The following is a 17,783-nucleotide window of genomic DNA, read 5'->3' as shown; positions in this document are numbered from 1 at the left end:
CGGCGGCCATGAATTCGCCGATGTTCAACGAACTGCTCGACCTGGCATGCGGAGCGTTGTTGCTCACCGCAGCTGCGACGTTATGGCGCCACAACCTGGTGGCAATTGTGCGGCTCACGGCGGCGCAGGCGATCGCGCTGGCCGCAGTTGCGATACTGGTCGCGACACCCGACATGAACGGTGCCCTGTACGGGTTGGCCGCAGTCATCGTGGCGATCAACGCCATCCTGCTTCCCGCGGCGCTGCGGCGTCGGGTGCTCGTACGATCGGCGGTGTCGCCGCTGTTCAACGTTGCCGCCTCGATGCTCGTCGTGGTGCTGTTGACTCTCTTGTCCTATGCGGTCAGTCGTCCGATGATCAGAACGGCCCCGGCGGAGACAGCGACGGTGATTCCCCTCGCCCTGGCCGTGGTGTTCATTGGATTTTTCGCTGTGATCACCCGCCGACCGGCCATTTCTCAAACCCTGGGGTTTCTCGCCCTCGTCCACGGGACCGTTGCCACGGCTCTGCTGGTCACCGCCAGCGCCGGTATCGCGACGATGACGCTGAGCCTGGACCTGCTGGTGTGGGTCTGGCTGCGCACCATCGATCGTCGGGCCGAATTCGACGGCGACGCCGATCCGGACACGCTGCGGCAGCTACATGACTGATGGAGACCCGTCCAACATGATGAGTGAGGAGGTGGCAGTACTGGCTGAGTACGGCCTCGCGGCCCACGAGCGGGTGCCGCTGGACCCAATCACAGCGTCGTCACTGCTGTGGCTGCCGATTCTCGTTCCGATGCTCGCGGCATGCGTCATCCTGGTCGGTAGGCATCGAGGCCTCGGTTGGTCGACAGTCGGGGCGAGCGTGATGATCACGCTGACCGGTGTGGTTGCCGCAGTGGTCACCTCCGACGGGTCTACGCTGACCACCGGACCACTACGCGCGGACGCTCTCACCGCAGTGATGCTTCTCATCATCGGTGCCGCGGCCATCGTGGCCACCTGGTCGGGGATGATCGACAACCCTGCCGCGCACCAGGCGTCGAACCAGGGTCGCCAACGGCATGTGCATATGTGCCGTGCGGGGGTACCGCTGCTGTTGGCGTCGGCATCCGCAGCAGTACTTGCCGGAAATCTCGGGTTGCTCTGGATGGCACTGCTCGCGATGACCGTGGCCACCACATTTCTGATCGGTTCGGCTGGCACCCGCACAGCATGGGAAGCGCAATGGAAATACTTGGTTCTCGTCTCCATCGGCCTCGCCTTGGCCGGGCTGGGGACAGTCATGGTCTACCTCGCCGCTGCGGCGGTGCCGACGGGAGCGCATCGATCGTTGGAGTGGGTTTTTCTCGCCTCGCATACCGCCCAGTTGGACCCGGGGGTGGTGCGAATGGCGACGCCGTTGTTGCTGATCGGCTTCGGAGCGGCGGCTGGGCTGGTTCCCTTGCACAGCTGGCTGCCCGATGCTCAGAGTCGAGCACCGGGGCCGGTCGCGGCATTGATATCGGGGTGCTACTTGCCGGTGGCGATGTACGCGCTGCTCCGCTGGAACCGTGTCGTCGCAACGGATTCGACTACCGGGTTCCTGCGTGTTCTACTCCTCGTGGTCGCGGTGGGATCGCTGGTGTTCGCGGTGTCGATGGTGATCGCGCAGCGAGACTATCTGCGGCTGTTGGCCTATACGAGCATGCAGTACTTGGCGTTGGCGGTGTTCGGGCTCGCCATCGGTACCCCGCTCGCAGTGGCCGCGGTACTGCTGCATCTTTTCGGTCATGGACTCGCTAAAGCTGTTCTGTTCTGTGGGGCCGGCCAGCTCGCTGCTCCCGGCGGCAGTACCTCCTTCGAGGATCTGCATGGAGTTCTTCGCAGGAACCCCGCCGCTGCCGGAATATCGGCGCTCGCTCTTGCCGCTCTGCTCGGCTTCCCTCCCTTCAGCCCCTTCGCCAGTCTCCACGCACTGCTCGACGCCGGCATCAGTTCCGGACTCGCAGTGATCACGGTGGTTGTCGCCACCACAGTGGTGATCTTGTTCATCTCCGTCGCCGCGAAGCTGATCCCGATGTTCTTCGGTGCCGCCGGCCAACCGGGTGACCAGCCACCAGCCATGCTCGGTCGGGCGCAGAACGCGCCGTTGCTGCTGGGTCTGACGGGAATGGCCCTACTCGGGATTTTCTCGTTTCCCCTGCACGATCTGCTGATGACTGCGGGAGAGCTGGTGGTCGAGCGATGACCGACTACACACCGGAGGTCGAAACGGACATGCTCACTGATCGAGACTCCCGCGCGGTCACTCACGAGGAACTAGTGCCGGTGTCGAATACGCTGTTGCAGCAAGGTTTCCGGCTTGCCCTCATAGCAGCACACGAAGAAGCGGACGAGTTCCGGATCGTGTACCTGTTCACCGCAGGACCCCCGGACCGGCGATTCGAGCTGGTGCTGCGGACCGGTACGAGATCCCCCGCCATTCCCACCCTCGCCGCATCATCGTTTCCTGCTGGCCGATTCGAACGCGAAATGCGAGACCTGTACGGCATCACGCCGGAGCATCATCCGCTCCCCCGCCGGCTCGTTCGGCATCAGCACTGGCCGCAAGGCTGGTACCCGATGCGTAGCGATGCCGGTCCACCACCGGCTTTCGCTTCGGTGGGCGAGCCCTATCCTTTCGTCACCGTGGCGGGGCCGGGCGTGTACGAGATCCCCGTGGGCCCCGTACACGCCGGGCTCATCGAACCCGGCCACTTCCGGTTCTCCGTGGTGGGTGAAACCATCCTCAAACTCAAGGTGCGTTTGTGGTTCACGCACAAGGGGATCGAGAAGCTCGCCGAGGGCAGAACTCTCGACGAGGGGCTCCCCCTCGCGGAGCGCATCTCCGGTGACACTGCAGTCGGGCACAGCCTCGCGTACTGCCTCGCAGTCGAGGATGCGATGCAATACCAGGTTCCGCTACCTGCAGCGATCCTGCGTGCGATTCTGCTCGAGGTCGAACGTATCTACAACCATGTCGGCACTCTCGGCGGCCTCTGCAACGATGTCGGATTTGCGATCGCGCATTCTCACGCAATGCGAGTGCGGGAACAGCTTCTCCGGCTGAACGCCGACATGACCGGCCACCGGCTGATGCGCGGTGCCATATTCCCCGGCGGCGCGCAGGTACGCACACTTCCTGATCTCGCACACCTGTCAGCGATCGCAGCAGATGTGATCGCGTTCACCGACATGGCCCTGCGGAACAGTATCGTCCGTGACAGATTCATCGGAACCGCGATCCTGCCCGGTCAGTCAGCGCATGACCTCGGCGCACTGGGTCCTGTTGCGCGGGCATCCGGGATCGACGTCGACGCCCGCCGCAGCCACCCGTTTCTACTCGATACAGCCGGTGTCGCGGCCGCAACCGAGACCGCCGGCGACGTGATGGCTCGATTCATGGTGCGGACCGAGGAGATCAGCCACTCGATCGACCTGCTGAATCGGCTGATTCCGCAGGCATCACCCGGCCTGTTCTTCGGTCCCCACTCACCTGCCCGCGATCCCGTATCGGGTGTCGGGCTGGTGGAGGGCTGGCGCGGCACCATCGCCCATCGGGTCGAAATCAGCAATGGCATCGTGACGCGCCTGAAAATCGTCGATCCCTCGTTCATGACCTGGCCCGCTCTGCCGGTGGCTCTCGCGGCGACGATCGTGCCCGATTTTCCGTTGACCAACAAGAGCTTCGATCTCTCCTACGCAGGAAACGATCTGTAACCGAGGTCGTGAAGGAAGCGTTCATCGAGCCGGATCTCAGCGCCACCCCGTCCTGTGGGCACACTGCGCTCTGCGTCGATCGGTTCGATTCGGGGATGTTCGACCGGGCAGATCGTCTCCGACCAACCGGATGCACCTGTGCTCGGCTGCCGGGGCTCGATCGGCCGTCTGACGCGTTATCTCCCCGATACGCCTGAATGCCAGATCGGCGCTAGCGGGGGGCTCGGTAGCGGGCGGTGTAGCGGGCTTCGTCGTCGATCTTGTGTTGCTTGTCGGCGGTCAGCAGTGCAGGGTCGAGCCCGTGGCTGACGAGCCGATGTCGTTGGTAGATCGGCTTCAGAGCAATCATGAAATAGATGAACGGCAGAAGCAGAATCAGCACCATGCCCACTCGAATCACCAGCGGTCCGGGCACGAAGATGCATCCGACCAACAACGGCAGAAGCGGCACGATGAACCGTGTGGCATAACGGCGTGTCGCACCGGGACCGGTGATGTCATGAATCACCCAGTCTGCGTACTGCGCAGGAAGCTGGCCGAAGAAAACGTATCCAGCAATCTCTCGGGCGGTGGGCTGCGGCGCAGTTCTCACCGGACCGGGCTTCATATCGAATCGCCGCGTCGCTGGTGGCTGGATCGTTCCGGCGCGTTTACGAGACCATGAGGGTAGCCGGACAGTCGAGTCTTGAGCCAGTTGAGTTCCTTCCGGAGGGCGTCGGGGAGTTTGTTGCCACCGATCCTCGCGAACCAATGGTCGATGAGGGCTACTTCGGCGAGCAATTCTTCTGTCCGTACATCCAGCGCGGTATCGAGGTGCGCCCGGTCCAATTCGAGCCCCGTCAGGTTCAGCGAGTCGGGGGTGGCAACGTATCCCAGTGGCGACACTGTCGCATCGGCTTCTCCGTCGATACGACGTAACGCCCAGTCGATGACTCGTAGGTTCTCACCGAACCCCGGCCACAGAAAGGCTCCGTCATCCCCGCGTCGAAACCAGTTGACGTAGAAGATCTTCGGCAGAGCCCCCGGTGAAGGTGCGTTCGCTCCGATGTCGAGCCAGTGCTGAAAATAGTCTCCGACGTGGTAGCCGATGAACGGCAACATTGCCATGGGGTCACGCCGGGCCACCCCCACCGTTCCTGTCGATGCTGCAGTGGTTTCCGAGGACAGTACCGAGGCGAGAAAGACACCGTGTTGCCAATCGAACGCCTCGGTGACCAACGGGATGGTCGACGCTCGACGGCCACCGAAGAAGATGGCCGAGATCGGGACACCACGCGGGTCGTCCCATTCCGCGGCGGCGGTGGGGCATTGCGCGATCGGGGTGCAATAGCGCGAGTTGGGGTGCGCCGCCGAAGTTTCCGAGCGCGGTGTCCAATCGTTTCCGCGCCAGTCGATCACGTGTTCCGGTGGGGTGTCGGTCATCCCTTCCCACCACACTCCGTCGTCGTCGGTGAGTGCGACGTTAGTGAAGATGGTGTTTCCGCGTTCGATGGTGCGCATGGCGTTGGGGTTCGTGTGCCACCCTGTACCTGGTGCAACACCGAAAAAGCCTGCTTCGGGGTTGGTGGCGTAGAGCCGTCCGTCGTCGCCGAAGCGCATCCAAGCGATGTCGTCGCCGATCGTTTCCGCGGTCCAGCCGTCGAGCGTCGGTTCGAGCATCGCGAGGTTGGTCTTGCCGCACGACGAGGGGAACGCTGCGGCGATGTATCGGACGTCATTGTCCGGTGAGGTGAGTTTGAGGATGAGCATGTGCTCGGCCAGCCAGCCTTCGTCTCGGGCCATCGTGGAGGCGATGCGGAGCGAAAACGATTTCTTGCCCAGCAGTGCGTTGCCGCCGTATCCGGATCCGTAACTCCAGATGGTCCGGGTCTGCGGGAAATGGCTGATGTACTTGGTGTGGTCGCACGGCCACGGCACATCCTGCTGACCCGGAGCAAGCGGTGCACCGACGGAATGTAGTCCTTTGACGAACGACGCATCGTCACCCATGCGTTCCCACACGGGTGCACCGGTGCGGGTCATCACTGACATCGACACCGCAACGTATTCGGAATCGGTGATCTCGACGCCGAACTTCGGATCGGTGGATGCGAGAGGACCCATGCAGTACCCGACGATGTACATCGTCCGGCCCGACATCGCGCCGCGAAACTCCTCGGTCAACACCGTCGTCATGTCGACGGGATCCATCCAATTGTTCGTCGGCCCCGCGTCGGATTCGAGTTCCGAACAGATGAAGGTGCGGTCTTCGACGCGGGCCACGTCCTCGGGATCGGAGATGCATCGGAACGAGTTTTTCGGTTCACTCAATTCGACGAATGTCCCCTTGTTCACCAGGATCGATGTCAGGTGCTCCCACTCGCCGGTCGAGCCGTCGCACCACACGATTCGGTCTGGAGTGGTGAGCTCGGCGATCTCACCGACCCAGTGCAGCAACTCGGAGTGGGCGGTCGGGGCGACACCGAGATCGACGCTGATCGATGCGGGCATGGTGTGGTGCTCCTTCGAATGGACGGTGGTGATCGTTGGTTCCAGCTCGGTCGCCTCTTCCCGCACGCTGTGGTGCCTCATCCGGCGAACGAGGGCGTGTGGGAATCGAGCGCCCTGTCGACGTAACGGCTCACTGCGGCGGTCAGGAGCGACTCGGCCGAATCGGGCAAGAGGCGGCCGGCGGGAGTCAACAGCACCAGCGCCTGCACACTCGACGCCATAATCGGCACACCGAAGCGATGTTTCGCGTGCCGAGAGAGGGACTCGAGCAGACCTGGCAAGGCCAGGGACGCGTCCACAACGGGGTCGGAACCGATCCCCACGGTGCGCTCGGACTCCCCGTCCACGAGTGCCAACGACGACAGATCGACGAGCAGGTCGTTGTGTGCGATCAGTCGTTGCAGCGAAAAGTCTTGCGCATCATGCTGATTCCAGCTAGTGATACTGCCGACTCCGCATTCGGCCAATAGTGGGCCCAACGACGGTGCCCGTTCCGGGTGAGCGATGACCACTCGCCCCCGGCGACCGATGACACCCTGCCGGGCCAGGGCCGACATCACCGATGCAGCCAAAGCTATCGTCGTGAGATCGATCTCGGTCACGACGACCGGACCTCCGCGGTCTGCTACACGACGAACCAGCGCGGCACAGTTCTGCGGGCTCATTCCCACCACCAACACGATCCCGATGTCGTTGCCGAGACTGCATATTCGGTCGACCACCGCGGGTTCGGTGCAATCGATCAACGGAAGACGCGACACACGGAGCGATGTGCGCTCCTGCAGACACCGGGCGTAGTCCTCCATGGCATTCCAGACCTCACCGGCTACCCGACCTCGCGGGGATCGCCGTGAGCTGTGGGTGACACCTACCACCGCAACTCGACGAGACGTACTCGATGTGGGGATGTCGCCGCGATCGGTGCGACTGTTCACAGCTCTTTGCCTCCGACCGGCTGACGTCACTGAATGGACCATTACATCGATAATGTACGTACTTACGCAATTTTGCAAGTAGGTTGGTCGATGTAGCTGGGCTCGTCACCGTGAGTGCTCGCCGACAGGCATTTCCCGGAGCAACAAGGAAGGGGCGAGATCGCTCGAATGAGAGCCGGACAGACATCGACGCAATCGGCTGCAGCGGCCGTGCAAGTCGGGCTGGTTCAGGCTGTCGGGATCTTACTGCTCCTCGAGCAGTACAGCCGAGACAGAGGGGCGACGCCGTCGAACACTGAAGCACCGTACGACTCGGCGTTGAACTTCGTGCTGTTCGCATCGATTTGTGCGTCCGGTTTCGCATGCGGGGTCGTCGTCGCAGCGCTGCTGCAGGCTCGATCCCGACGCCACCAGCAGGACACTGCGAGGCCGCTCGCCCTCTCATCCGGTGCACTGTTCGTCGCGGCATGCCTCGCCACCTTCACAATGGCGCCGTCGGCCACTGCGTTTGCAGCTGCAATTGCTGTCGGCGCCGGCTGTGCCGCACTCGATGTATTCGAAGTCGCTGTACGAACGGTCATGAATCTGGCCGAACGAACGCCCGCCGATACCGGAAACGGTGCTGCCGCTCTGGCGTTCTACGCAACGGGGTTCACAGTGGCGGTAGCGAGCTTCGTCTGCATCGGCACCGACATGACATGGGTTGCGGCAGCAGGCGTAATTGCCCTCACGATTCTCGCGACCGGCGGTGACGCAATGAGGAATTGATTGCCACCGAATCGACTCGGATACGCCGGCAACATTGTTGGGCCGAGGCCGCGAACGGTACAACGACCCACCCCGCCAGTGCACCAGCGATAAGGAACAACCTCGAACATGAATGCCAACACCCCGCCCGGCCAGCGACGACCAATGCCCCGAACAGGTCGAGTTCTCGAGGCCAGAGAGGTCGTGGTCACCGCGATGGCCGCCACGACGTCTCTTGCCGGCACTCTCGACGACACATGGACGTCTCTGCTCGCAGGCAAGAGCGGAATCGGCCATCTCGATGCAGAGTTCCTCGCACAGCACGACCTCCCCGTCCGAATCGGCGGCCGACTGAAAGTAGACCCCGGAACACTTCTCGAACGGGTGGAACGTCGACGAATGTCGTTCGGTGAACAACTCGCAGCCACCCTGGGCCGCCGGGTGTGGTCCGATGCCGGTTCGCCCTCTGTCGATCCGAACCGGCTGGCGGTTTCCATCGGAACAGGGTTGGGAGGGGGTGAAGCATTGGTCGACGCCGTCGACAAGATGCGCGCCGGCGGATACCGCAAAGTGTCTCCCTTCGCGGTGCAGATGGTCATGCCCAACGGCCCCGCGGCGATCGTCGGATTGGCATTGGGCGCCGGAGCCGGCGTCATGACCCCTGTGTCGGCATGCGCTTCGGGGGCCGAAGCCATTGCACAAGCGTGGCGCATGCTGGCGTTCGGGGACGCAGACATCATGGTCGCCGGCGGGGTGGAGGGGCATATCGATGCCGTCCCCATCGCGAGTTTTGCCATGATGCGCGCGCTGAGCACACGCAACGAGGATCCCGAAGGCGCGTCCCGGCCATTCGACGTCCAGCGCGACGGCTTCGTCTTCGGCGAGGCAGGAGCACTGATGGTCCTCGAGACAGAGGATCACGCACGCGCACGCGGAGCGACCATTCACGCACGACTACTCGGAGCCGGTATCACCTCCGATGGGTATCATCTGGTGGCACCCGACCCGGAAGGACGCGGAGCGGCACGGGCCATCACACGAGCTATCGAGGTCGCAGGGTTGAGCCCCCAGGATGTGCAGCACGTCAATGCCCACGCGACATCGACCGGCATCGGCGACCTGTCCGAAGCATGCGCAATCGACAGTGCACTCGGCGATCACGCGGCCGTCTACGCACCCAAGTCGGCGCTGGGTCACTCGGTCGGTGCAGCAGGCGCGATCGAAGCAGCGCTGACCGTCCTGTCCGTACGCGAGGGCGTCATCCCTCCCACCCTCAACCTGACCGACCAGGATCCAGCGGTCGGACTCGACATCGTCTCCGGTGAACCCCGATACGGCACGATCGACTACGCCGTCAACAACTCCTTCGGTTTCGGAGGCCACAACGTTGCTCTGGCGTTCGCCCGGTATTGACCCGCAGTCACGGCGAACGCTTCCAGTCGGCGACGGGCGAGCTCGGTCCGCCTGCCGACCCGACGCGGGACACCGTCGTCATGAACTTCTGCCGAGTCAGATTCTTGCTAAGATAAGAAAGTATCTGCTTTCCGATCGCTGCACCGTCCGAAGTTGGGAAGGCAGCAAATATATACAGCGTTGAGGGAATCGGCAGCATCACCGATCACAAAGTGCAGGAGAACGATGTGGCTCTCAACTCGCGTCAACCGCTTTATCAGATGAAGGCCGACTTCTTCAAGACTCTGGGTCATCCCGCACGAATCCGTGTACTCGAACTACTGAGCGCGCGCGAATACGCGGTCTCGGAGATGCTGCCCGAAGTCGGGATCGAGCCGGCCAATCTTTCCCAGCAGTTGTCGATCCTCAAACGAGCCGGTCTGGTCACCGCTCGCCGCGAGGGCCTGTCCGTGTCGTATGCCCTCACTTCTCCGCACATCGCGGAACTCCTGGCGATAGCACGATCGATCTTGACCACAGTCGTCGCTGGTCAGGCCGAAATGCTGGAAGAAACCATGCACATGGAGCCTTTGGTGAGCGAGGCACCTCGGTAGGACGCCGTCAATCCTCGCCTCCCTTTGCTCGACTACGCCATCTCAGAGGAACTCAACATCACTCTTTCGTCATGGGGTACCGACAGTGCAAGGCAGGAACGCTTGGTGTGCACCTCCCAGCCCGGATGTGCACACCAGGCGTATGTTGCTATGTTAGCAGTTGCGTATTTTGGCAATTAATCAATACAGCTCTCCATTACAATCAACCTCCGCAAGGCGAGACAGCACAAAACCCCGACTCCCCTCGGGCGCCTACAGTGGAGGCATGTACATACCCAGCAGTCTTCGATGCCACGACACGGGCGCAGGCACTTTGTGCGCGCAACGTGTCAACCACCGGTTCGGAGATGCTACGGATCTCCCGGACTCCACCTGGGTGTTCTATGAGTGCAGCGCCGATGCTCAGCACGTGACGGGATATGTCGATCGCCCAGTGACCGATTGATTCGTGTTCGTCGAACGCGCCTACGTCCGACCCGAAAACCTCACCGCGGACTGGCCTTTCACCGTGCCGGCGGTACGGCAACTCGCCCTCGAGGGTATGGAGTTCGACACCCCGGTGACCATTCTCGTCGGTGACAACGGCTCGGGTAAGTCGACGATCGTCGAGGCGGTCGCCGAGGGTTTTCAGCTCGACTCCCGTGGCGGCAGAGCGTCACGCCCGCCGCGCTCGGAGACGATATCGACACTGCTAGGCGAGGCGATCGAGTTGGAGACCACCCCGCGTGGGGCTCGAATGCTTCGTGGGCCGAGGCTGCAGAAGAAGGGATTCTTCCTGCGCGCCGAGACGGCGTTCGAGATGACCGAAAATCTCGGAGGTGTACCGGGTTATTGGGAAGAGGACACCGCGTCGATGAGCCACGGCGAAGGCTTCCTCGCGGTCTTTCGAGCCATGTTCCAAGACCCCGGCTTCTATGTACTGGACGAACCGGAGTCCGCATTGTCGTTCACCGCCTGCCTGCACCTGGTGGCGCTGATGGACGAACTCGCCGAGTCCGGTTCACAGGTCGTGTGTGCGACGCACTCCCCCATCCTCGCCTCGCTCCCCGGCGCAGACATCATCGAGGTCGGCGACCACGGACTACGCAGAACCACGTGGGATCGACTCGAGATCGTCGCGCACTGGCGCCGCTATCTCGACGATCCCGGATCGTATCTGCGCCACCTGCTCGATTGACTCCCGCGACCGAGTGTCACGACATCGCCGAGGCATCGACGCGCGTGCGCACACTGCCAGGTGAAACACCGAGTAGTCGCTTGAACGCGCGCGCGAATGCGGCCTCGGACAGGTAGCCACTCCGCTTTGCGATGTCCGCGACGGTCATGTCACCTGATCTGAGGAGTTCCTGGGCAGTTCGCATCCGCCACTGGGCCAGATACCGCATCGGCGTCTCCCCGACCATCGCGGTGAACCGCGCCGAGAATGCCGAACGCGACATCGCTACCTCCGCGGCCAGCGAGGCCACGGTCCACGGGTTGTCCGGCTGGCGGTGGATCCGAGCCAAGGCGGGGCCGATGGCCGGATCCTGTAGAGCGCCCAACCATCCGACCTTTGCTGCGGGATCATGCTCGATCCACGACCGGAGCGCTTGAATGACGAGAATGTCCGACAGCCGCGTGATGACTGCTTCGCCTCCGGGGCGCAGATACTTGGCCTCCTCGGCGACGAGGCCAAGGGTGCTGTGCATCCAAGACAGATGCGGCGCGGGGGCGGATTCGACGACGATCAGCGACGGCAGTGAGGAGATGAGTTGCGTCGCCGACGGGTGATCGAGCCGCACTGCTCCGCACATCAGCGTCGTCGATGGCCCGTCGCCGCCGTGTTCGAGCACCGCATAACGATCGGAAATGTAGTGATGGGGTAGGTCGTGGACCATCGGCGCCGAGCGTCCCGCCTCATTGTCGCTCAACAGGGTGTCGCTCGACACTGTATGGCCCAATCCGTGTGGCACCAGCGCGAATTCACCAGGGACGAGATATCTCGTCGCCGTGCCCTCCACCTCGATGCGACATCGTCCGCTGGTCACGACATGAAACCAGAGACAATCCTGCATCTCCGGCATCGCCAGCCCCCAAGGCTCCGACAACTCCGAGCGGCAGTAGAAGGCACCCGTCATTCGGAGAAAATGCAGAGCTTCACCGAGTGGGTCCTCGGACGCCCACGGGTCCTGTCCGCGCATGGTCCGAGCGTACGACAATCTGGACGAACAAGCATGAAACTGCGACCGATAGTCATAGATAGTCCTGATCATGGTTGAAATGCTGGACGCAGGACAAGGAAAGGACATCATCGTGATCACCATCATCGGTGCCTCTGGGCACGTAAATGGCAAGGTTGCACAGGAGCTCGTCGAGTCGGGTCACCGCGTGCGGGTCCTCGGGCGTGGCGCCGGGGCGCTGGACCATCTCGTCGAACACGGCGCAGATGTGCGCATCGGCGACATCGCAGACACCACGTGGCTCACCGCTGCACTCGAAGGAAGCGACGCCGTTTTCGCGATGGTCCCGAGCAACCCGTTCACCGGGCAGTACTCGGACGAACAGGACCGGCTCGGTGAATCCATCTGTGCTGCACTGAAGAACAGTGAAGTACGCTCCGTCGTAGCGTTGAGCAGTCTGGGTGCGGACCGCCCCGATGCGGCGGGAGTGACCGACGCGCTACACCTAAGCACCTGGCGATCGCGACTGCGAGCTACGTCCAGTTGCCGTACGAGAACATGATCGAGCTGCTCACCGAGATCGGATTCTCGGTGGAACTGACCGACCCCGTCCCTCGAACCGCCGTCAACACCACCTCGACCAGCTTCGAACAGTTCGCGTCCTCGCTGCTCCTTCCGGTCGGCCCACCGTCGTGATCGACAGGGCCGCCACCGTCGCCACGACCGTCGCGGCGGTAGGTTGCGGATCGATCGCAGGCGTTCTGCTCGCGTTCTCGATCAGCGTGATGCCTGCGCTGAGTTCTCGCTCCGCGCCGGACGCAATCGCGACGATGCAGAGAATCAACGTCGCGATAGTTTCGCCTGTATTCCTGACGCTGTTCCTCGGCGCTGCGGTCGCCGCGTCGACTGCGGCGGTCGGCGCACTGATCTCGGCAAGTAGATCACCAGTACTGATCGTGGCAGGCGCACTGTTGTACGTGATCGGGTGTGTGTTGGTCACTGTCGCGATCAACGTTCCGCTCAACGATGCGCTCGCCGCCGTCGACCCGAGCAACCAAGCGGACGCAGACGTTTGGTCGAACTATCTTGTCCGCTGGACACGCTGGAACCACGCCAGAACGGGCGCGGCCTTCGCGGCGTGCGTGCTGTTCACCATTGCGTCCTGATGTCAGTCCTCTGCCGTCGGCTCCTGGTGTCGGGCACGAATCTCCGCCTCGAAACGCTCGATGAGAAGGTCGGTCTCGGCGACGGATGCCTCGCTCGCACCCTCGTCCATCGACGCATCTCTACCCCGGCGTAGCGCCGCGAGTTCCGCTTCGAGTTCATGATTGTCGAGTACGCGTGGATTCAACATGGGTTCATTGTCCCGCCCCGCCTCGCACAACATGTACGAAATCAGTGAGAGTCTCGACCGATGACCACGGTGCACAGCTTCCCTCCGATCGCCGACGACTCGGCGCACACCCTCGTCCTCGGTTCGATGCCGGGAGTAGTTTCACTGCAGGCGGACGAGTACTACGCCCATCCGCGCAACGCATTCTGGCCGATCATGGGTGCCCTGTTCGGCGCCGGCCTCTCCGTGCCCTACGCGAAGCGGACGGAGACGCTTCTACACCACGGGATCGCCGTGTGGGACGTGCTGAAGCTGTGCACCCGGGACGGGAGTCTGGATTCTGCGATCGTCGAATCGTCCATCGAGCCCAACGACTTTCCTGAGTTCCTCGACGCGCACCCGGCCATCGACCGCATCTTCTTCAACGGCGCCAAGGCCGAGAGCAGTTTCTCTAGGTACGTGGCGCCGCTTCGACAGACTTCCCTCGCTCTCGTGCGTCTGCCGTCGACGAGCCCGGCGCACGCGTCGATGACGTTCGAACAGAAGCTGCAGGCGTGGCAGGCCGTCGCCGCGCAGTGATCGCGCACGAATAGCGGCTGCGACAACACCGGCCAGCACCATGACGAATGCCAGGGGGTAGGCATTGCTGCACAGCAGCCCGATCACTCCCGGTTTCGCGAGCATGAACGTACCGATCACCGCGAAGCCCTCAGGGGCGGTCCAGTACCAGGCAATGAACGGGGCGATCACCACGACGGGCAGCACCCAGCGCCACCGCCACGACGCACGGCATGCCTGATCGAGAGCAAGAACGGTCAGAGGAACACACCACACCCAGTGATGCCCCCAGGAGAAGGGCGAGACCATCGGGGTTGTCAACCCGCACAGTGTCAGCGACATCAGGCGCGCGCCACGGCGGTGCGCAAGAACAGCGGCCCACATGCCGAGGCAAGCGACCGCCAGCGAGCCGATCACCCACACCAGCAGCGGCGGGGACCCGTCGGGCCACGCGCGCGCAAGCATGCCGCGCACAGACTGGTTCGCCGGTGATTGCAGCAGACCGATCCGGTCGGAGTTGAACAGCGCAGAGGTCCAGTACGACCATGCCTGCTCGAACAGCACCACGAACCCCAGGAGCACGGTGCCCGCGAACGTCGCGGCAGCGACGACGGCGGTGCGCCACTGCCGCAGGGCCACTGCGTACACGATGAAGAACGCCGGGGTGAGCTTGAACCCCGCAGCGAGCCCTACGCCCACGCCCCTCAATCGGCTTCCCTCTGGACGACCGAGATCCCACAGCACCAGCACGAGAAGCAGCAGATTGATCTGACCGAGCCACAGAGTCATGCGCACCGGTTCGAGCCAGGACGCCGCAATCGCCAAGCAGATACTGACGACGTGGGTGTTGCCGCCTCGGTAGCCGAGCAACCGCCAGCTGAGCAAGACCGCGACGTACAGGAGCACGACGTTCACGACGTCGACCACGACGATCGTCGCCGCTACAGGCAGCAGCGCCAACCCGACGAACGCAAGCGCCGCAAACGGCGGATACGTGAACGGAAGGTTCGTATCGAACAGCGAGAACGTATAGAGGTCCTCACCGCTGAGCACCGTGCTACCGCCGTGCCGGTAGACCACGGCATCGACGCCATTGCCGAACAACCCGAAGTGCGTGAGAAAACCGAGAAAGTACAGATGAGCGACAAGCGCGAGCGCGGCGGCAGCGACAGCTGCTGCTGCCGCGCCACGGCCGTGCCTCCTAGCCCCACCAACAGGAGCTGGCGCAATGACGCTCGTCATGTTTCGACACGCTACGACGATGCTGCGGAAATCACCGGCCGACACGAACCAGTCGTTCCGTTTCGAGACCTGATCGTTAGGGGCTCGCCGCTCAGGTGTTCTGAGCTACTGCTCCACCGGCTTGCCGGCCGTTTTCCTCGGGAAATGGCGGATGAGACCCTCCTGAACGACGGTCGCCAGCAACAGGCCGTCCATGGAGAAGAAACGCCCGGTCGCCAGCCCGCGTGAACCGGCCGCGACCGGGGACTCGGTTGCGTACAGCGCCCAATCGTCGAACCGAAACGGTCGGTGGAACCAGATGGAGTGATTGACCGTGGCCGCGACGATGCGGTCGAATCCCCACGACAGACCGTGGGTGGTGATGATGGAATCGAGCACCGTCGTATCCGAGGCGTAGCCCATCGTGGCGGCGTGAAAGATGGGGTCGTCGGGAAGAGCACCGTCGGCCTTCATCCACACCCGGTTGTGATTGAGCCTCTCCCCTGTTCCCTGCAAGATCCAGGCGGGATCGTTGGCGTAGCGCATGTCGATCGGCTTGAGCGCATCGACGAACATCTGCAGCCGATCCTCGTACCCCACGAAGTGATCCCCGAGCGGCGGGAGGGCGTCGGGATACGGCACGTCCGGAACCTCGACGCTGTGCTCGAGCCCCTTACCGAAATCCTGGAACGCGGCCAGCATCACGAACACCTCGTGACCGTCCTGGTACGCGGTGACCTGACGGTTCGCGAACGCACGACCGTCGCGATGCCTGGCGACGTGATACTCGATGGGCTTCTTGACATCGCCACCTCTGATGAAGTGAGCGTTGATCGCGTGCACGTCGCGGGTCGTCCCGGCGACGGTACGGCCAGCGGCGATGAGCGCCTGCGCCACCAACTGACCGCCGAAGGTGCGACTGCCGACCTGACGAGGATGTACCCCCAGGAACGTGTCCTCGCCGGTCTCCTCGAGTTCGAGCAATCCGAGAAGTGTCTGCAGATCCGTCTTCACCTCAGCACCGCCCAACCGTGGCGTCTCGCTCGGGACTGTGGCAGCCCCTGTTCCCCCCGCATCGCTCACTTACCGGTCCTCTTCTCCTATTCGGTGCACGTGGATCAAGTTGGTCGAGCCTACTGTGCCGGGAGGCGCACCGGCCACGATCACGACCTGATCGCCCTTGCTGTATCGACCGAGCTGCAACAGCGCCTTGTCCACCTCGAGCACCATCGCATCGGTGGTGGCCACCTCGGGCACGAGGAAGGTCTCGGTCCCCCAGCTCAACGCGAGCTGCGAACGCACCTCGGGTATGGAGGTGAAGGCGAGAAGTGGCAGCGATGTGTGCAGTCGGGCGAGCCTTCGTACGGTGTCACCGGACGACGTGAAGGCCACGAGAGCCTTCGCATTCAAACGCTCGCCGATATCGCGCGCGGCGTAGGAGATGACGCCTCGCTTGGTGCGCGGGACATGAGGGAGAGGAGGGACCCTGTCGCCCTCGGTCTCGACGGTCTCGACGATGCGGGCCATCGTTCGAACCGTTTCCATGACGTACTTGCCCACGGAGGTCTCGCCGGACAACATGACCGCGTCGGTGCCGTCGAGCACAGCGTTCGCGACGTCGGATGCTTCGGCTCTGGTGGGACGGGAGTTCTCGATCATCGATTCGAGCATCTGGGTCGCGACGATGACCGGCTTGGCGTTGGCGCGCGCAATCTGAATGGCACGCTTCTGCACCAGGGGCACCTGTTCGAGCGGCAGCTCCACGCCGAGATCACCGCGGGCAACCATGACCGCGTCGAAGGCCAGCACGATCGCCTCGAGGTTGTCGACGGCTTCCGGCTTCTCGAGCTTGGCGATGACCGGAACCCGGCGCCCGACACGGTCCATGATGGCGTGCACGAGCTCGATGTCGGCGGGTGAGCGAACGAAGGACAGTGCGATGAAGTCGACTCCGAGCGCGAGTGCGAACTCGAGGTCGGCGATGTCCTTTCCGGACATCGCCGGGACGGAGACGTTCATCCCGGGCAGGGACAGACCCTTGTTGTTGCTGACCGGACCACCCTCGGTGACACGGCACACCACGTCGTTTCCTTCGACGCCGGTGACGACGAGGCCGACCTTGCCGTCGTCTACGAGGAGACGGTCGCCTTCGCTGGCGTCCTGAGCAAGCTCCTTGTACGTGGTGGAGACGCGGTCGTGAGTGCCCTCGCATTCGTCGACGGTGATGCGCACCGACTCGCCGGTGGCCCAGATGGTCTTGCCCTCGGCGAATCGTCCGAGGCGAATCTTCGGTCCCTGAAGGTCGGCAAGAATGCCAACGGCTTTGCCGGTGGCATTCGATGCTTCGCGGACTCTTTCGTAGTTCGCCTGGTGATCCGGGTGGTCACCATGGCTGAAGTTCAATCTGGCGACATCCATGCCACTCTCGACGAGTTCGCGGATGCGCTCACTGGTGGCGGTCGCAGGTCCAAGGGTGCAAACGATCTTAGTACGTCGGCTCACGGACACGAGCGTAGCCGGTACCCCGCTGCTTCTCTATGGCAGAGGGGTCCGACGACACACTACCGATCAGTAGCCTCGAGAAGCCACTGCTCAACGATCCTGGATCG

General features: G+C 63.1%; 18 protein-coding genes and 1 pseudogene. 11 read left to right on the top strand and 8 right to left on the bottom strand.

Going from position 1 to position 17,783, the window contains the following annotated elements:
• The first annotated feature begins 8 nt into the window (after window positions 1-8).
• Genes J1M86_RS22225 through J1M86_RS22215 form a run of 3 tightly spaced genes read left to right on the top strand, consistent with a single transcriptional unit; the run spans window position 9 to window position 3,725 of the window.
• Window positions 9-650, top strand: a complete 642-nt coding sequence (locus J1M86_RS22225) for a hypothetical protein (protein WP_206511394.1) — start codon at window positions 9-11, stop codon at window positions 648-650.
• A complete protein-coding gene (locus J1M86_RS22220; RefSeq protein ID WP_206511393.1) occupies window positions 643-2,214 on the top strand; it encodes a proton-conducting transporter membrane subunit in 1,572 nt (523 codons plus the stop codon). The genes J1M86_RS22225 and J1M86_RS22220 overlap by 8 nt, the downstream gene beginning before the upstream one ends.
• On the top strand, window positions 2,211-3,725 hold the full coding sequence (locus J1M86_RS22215; RefSeq protein ID WP_241260525.1) for an NADH-quinone oxidoreductase subunit C: 1,515 nt from the start codon (window positions 2,211-2,213) through the stop codon (window positions 3,723-3,725). The genes J1M86_RS22220 and J1M86_RS22215 overlap by 4 nt, the downstream gene beginning before the upstream one ends.
• Before the next feature lie 211 nt (window positions 3,726-3,936).
• Here J1M86_RS22215 and J1M86_RS22210 read toward each other — a convergent pair whose 3' ends face one another.
• The 3 genes from J1M86_RS22210 to J1M86_RS22200 form a co-directional block, all read right to left on the bottom strand.
• Window positions 3,937-4,317: a DUF5313 family protein gene (locus J1M86_RS22210; RefSeq protein WP_307786713.1), complete on the bottom strand. Its 381-nt coding sequence runs from the start codon at window positions 4,315-4,317 to the stop codon at window positions 3,937-3,939.
• A gap of 11 nt (window positions 4,318-4,328) precedes the next feature.
• Complete coding sequence (locus tag J1M86_RS22205; RefSeq protein WP_206511392.1) at window positions 4,329-6,215, bottom strand: phosphoenolpyruvate carboxykinase (GTP); 1,887 nt, start codon at window positions 6,213-6,215, stop codon at window positions 4,329-4,331.
• A gap of 77 nt (window positions 6,216-6,292) precedes the next feature.
• Window positions 6,293-7,021 carry a hypothetical protein gene (locus J1M86_RS22200; protein WP_083668039.1) on the bottom strand — a complete coding sequence of 243 codons (729 nt, stop codon included), beginning with the start codon at window positions 7,019-7,021 and terminating at the stop codon, window positions 6,293-6,295.
• A gap of 297 nt (window positions 7,022-7,318) precedes the next feature.
• On the opposite strand from J1M86_RS22200, the gene J1M86_RS22195 reads away from it, so the two are divergent.
• The 4 genes from J1M86_RS22195 to J1M86_RS22180 all read left to right on the top strand — a co-directional run bounded on the left by J1M86_RS22195 (window position 7,319) and on the right by J1M86_RS22180 (window position 11,080).
• Window positions 7,319-7,918: a hypothetical protein gene (locus J1M86_RS22195; protein WP_206511391.1), complete on the top strand. Its 600-nt coding sequence runs from the start codon at window positions 7,319-7,321 to the stop codon at window positions 7,916-7,918.
• Between the two features lie 144 nt (window positions 7,919-8,062).
• On the top strand, window positions 8,063-9,310 hold the full coding sequence (locus J1M86_RS22190) for a KasA/KasB family beta-ketoacyl-ACP synthase (RefSeq protein ID WP_206511514.1): 1,248 nt from the start codon (window positions 8,063-8,065) through the stop codon (window positions 9,308-9,310).
• Window positions 9,311-9,537: 227 nt separating this feature from the next.
• Entirely contained in the window at window positions 9,538-9,903 is a 366-nt protein-coding gene (locus J1M86_RS22185) for a helix-turn-helix transcriptional regulator (protein ID WP_139318284.1), read from the top strand.
• 448 nt (window positions 9,904-10,351) lie between these two features.
• Complete coding sequence (locus J1M86_RS22180) at window positions 10,352-11,080, top strand: AAA family ATPase (RefSeq protein ID WP_075840611.1); 729 nt, start codon at window positions 10,352-10,354, stop codon at window positions 11,078-11,080.
• A gap of 16 nt (window positions 11,081-11,096) precedes the next feature.
• On the opposite strand, the gene J1M86_RS22175 is transcribed toward J1M86_RS22180, so the two are convergent.
• Window positions 11,097-12,083 carry an AraC family transcriptional regulator gene (locus J1M86_RS22175; protein ID WP_206511390.1) on the bottom strand — a complete coding sequence of 329 codons (987 nt, stop codon included), beginning with the start codon at window positions 12,081-12,083 and terminating at the stop codon, window positions 11,097-11,099.
• 70 nt (window positions 12,084-12,153) lie between these two features.
• On the opposite strand from J1M86_RS22175, the gene J1M86_RS22170 reads away from it, so the two are divergent.
• Genes J1M86_RS22170 through J1M86_RS22160 form a run of 3 tightly spaced genes read left to right on the top strand, consistent with a single transcriptional unit; the run spans window position 12,154 to window position 13,228 of the window.
• Window positions 12,154-12,624, top strand: a complete 471-nt coding sequence (locus tag J1M86_RS22170) for an NAD(P)H-binding protein (protein ID WP_206511389.1) — start codon at window positions 12,154-12,156, stop codon at window positions 12,622-12,624.
• Window positions 12,621-12,758: a hypothetical protein gene (locus tag J1M86_RS22165; protein WP_206511388.1), complete on the top strand. Its 138-nt coding sequence runs from the start codon at window positions 12,621-12,623 to the stop codon at window positions 12,756-12,758. Before J1M86_RS22170 ends, J1M86_RS22165 begins: the two co-directional genes overlap by 4 nt.
• Window positions 12,755-13,228, top strand: a complete 474-nt coding sequence (locus J1M86_RS22160; RefSeq protein ID WP_206511387.1) for an anthrone oxygenase family protein — start codon at window positions 12,755-12,757, stop codon at window positions 13,226-13,228. The genes J1M86_RS22165 and J1M86_RS22160 overlap by 4 nt, the downstream gene beginning before the upstream one ends.
• Before the next feature lie 2 nt (window positions 13,229-13,230).
• On the opposite strand, the gene J1M86_RS22155 is transcribed toward J1M86_RS22160, so the two are convergent.
• Complete coding sequence (locus tag J1M86_RS22155) at window positions 13,231-13,416, bottom strand: hypothetical protein (protein WP_139318270.1); 186 nt, start codon at window positions 13,414-13,416, stop codon at window positions 13,231-13,233.
• Window positions 13,417-13,476: 60 nt separating this feature from the next.
• Between J1M86_RS22155 and J1M86_RS22150 the strand changes: the two genes are divergently transcribed.
• The gene (locus tag J1M86_RS22150) at window positions 13,477-13,974 is read left to right on the top strand and encodes a DNA-deoxyinosine glycosylase (RefSeq protein ID WP_206511386.1); all 498 of its coding nucleotides are present in this window, start codon (window positions 13,477-13,479) and stop codon (window positions 13,972-13,974) included.
• Between the two features lie 288 nt (window positions 13,975-14,262).
• Here the strand turns inward: J1M86_RS22150 and J1M86_RS22145 are convergent.
• The 3 genes and pseudogenes from J1M86_RS22145 to pyk all read right to left on the bottom strand — a co-directional run.
• A pseudogene (locus J1M86_RS22145) lies at window positions 14,263-15,195 on the bottom strand (glycosyltransferase 87 family protein); the annotation flags it as partial.
• Between the two features lie 105 nt (window positions 15,196-15,300).
• Entirely contained in the window at window positions 15,301-16,203 is a 903-nt protein-coding gene (locus J1M86_RS22140) for an acyl-CoA thioesterase II (protein ID WP_206511513.1), read from the bottom strand.
• A 54-nt stretch (window positions 16,204-16,257) separates the two neighbouring features.
• Window positions 16,258-17,676 (bottom strand): pyruvate kinase, encoded by a 1,419-nt coding sequence (gene pyk / locus J1M86_RS22135; RefSeq protein WP_206511385.1) that lies wholly within the window; start codon window positions 17,674-17,676, stop codon window positions 16,258-16,260.
• Between the last annotated feature and the right edge of the window lie 107 nt (window positions 17,677-17,783).

This window comes from Rhodococcus sp. KRD197 (assembly GCF_017168235.1).
In the GTDB taxonomy this organism is placed as follows: Bacteria; Actinomycetota; Actinomycetes; order Mycobacteriales; family Mycobacteriaceae; genus Rhodococcoides.
This window is presented reverse-complemented; position numbering and strand designations above follow the sequence as displayed.